We start from the raw sequence: 552 nt of genomic DNA on the forward strand, positions 1-552 counted from the left end.
GGATCGTGCGGCGGAAGGGGTTGCGCCGGGGAGTCCGGGTCGGGTCGATCCAGCCTGGGGGGATCCATGCGGGGATGCCGTCGGCACCGAACTGGACCTGCCAGTCGCTGTGGTGGAGTAGTCGGTGATGATGGCCGCAGGTCAGGACGAGGTTGTCCAGGGCGGTATGCCCGCCGTGTGACCATTCGATAACGTGGTGGGCGTCGCACCAGCCGGGTGGCCGGTCGCAGCCGGGGAACGTACAGCAGCGGTCCCGGGCGGCCAGGGCGCGGCGTAGGGCGGGGGGCACGATCCGCTGGGTGCGGCCCACGTCCAACGGCACTCCGGTCGGGTCGAGGAGAATGCGGGTGATCGTGGCGTCGCAGCACAGCCGGGCCAGCACGGCGGCGGGCAGCGGTAGCCCCCAGCTGGTCTCCGCCGGTGGCGCGCCGGGTTCTCCGAGCAGCGTGGGCAGCGGGACCAGGACGGTGAGGTGGGGGCGTTGCCCGCCCTGGGTGGGCAGCGTGCCGGTGTCCAGTGCCCGGCCGATCAGCTCGACCAGCGCGTCCGCGC

At 73.2% G+C, this 552-nt stretch carries 1 protein-coding gene; it reads right to left on the reverse strand.

Going from position 1 to position 552, the window contains the following annotated elements; genetic code table 11:
• On the reverse strand, nucleotides 1-552 hold a 552-nt coding region (locus MJ783_RS20470), incomplete at both ends, for an HNH endonuclease signature motif containing protein (protein WP_239312812.1).

The sequence above is a fragment of the Protofrankia sp. Cj3 genome (genome assembly GCF_917627355.1).
In the GTDB taxonomy this organism is placed as follows: domain Bacteria; phylum Actinomycetota; class Actinomycetes; order Frankiales; family Frankiaceae; genus Protofrankia.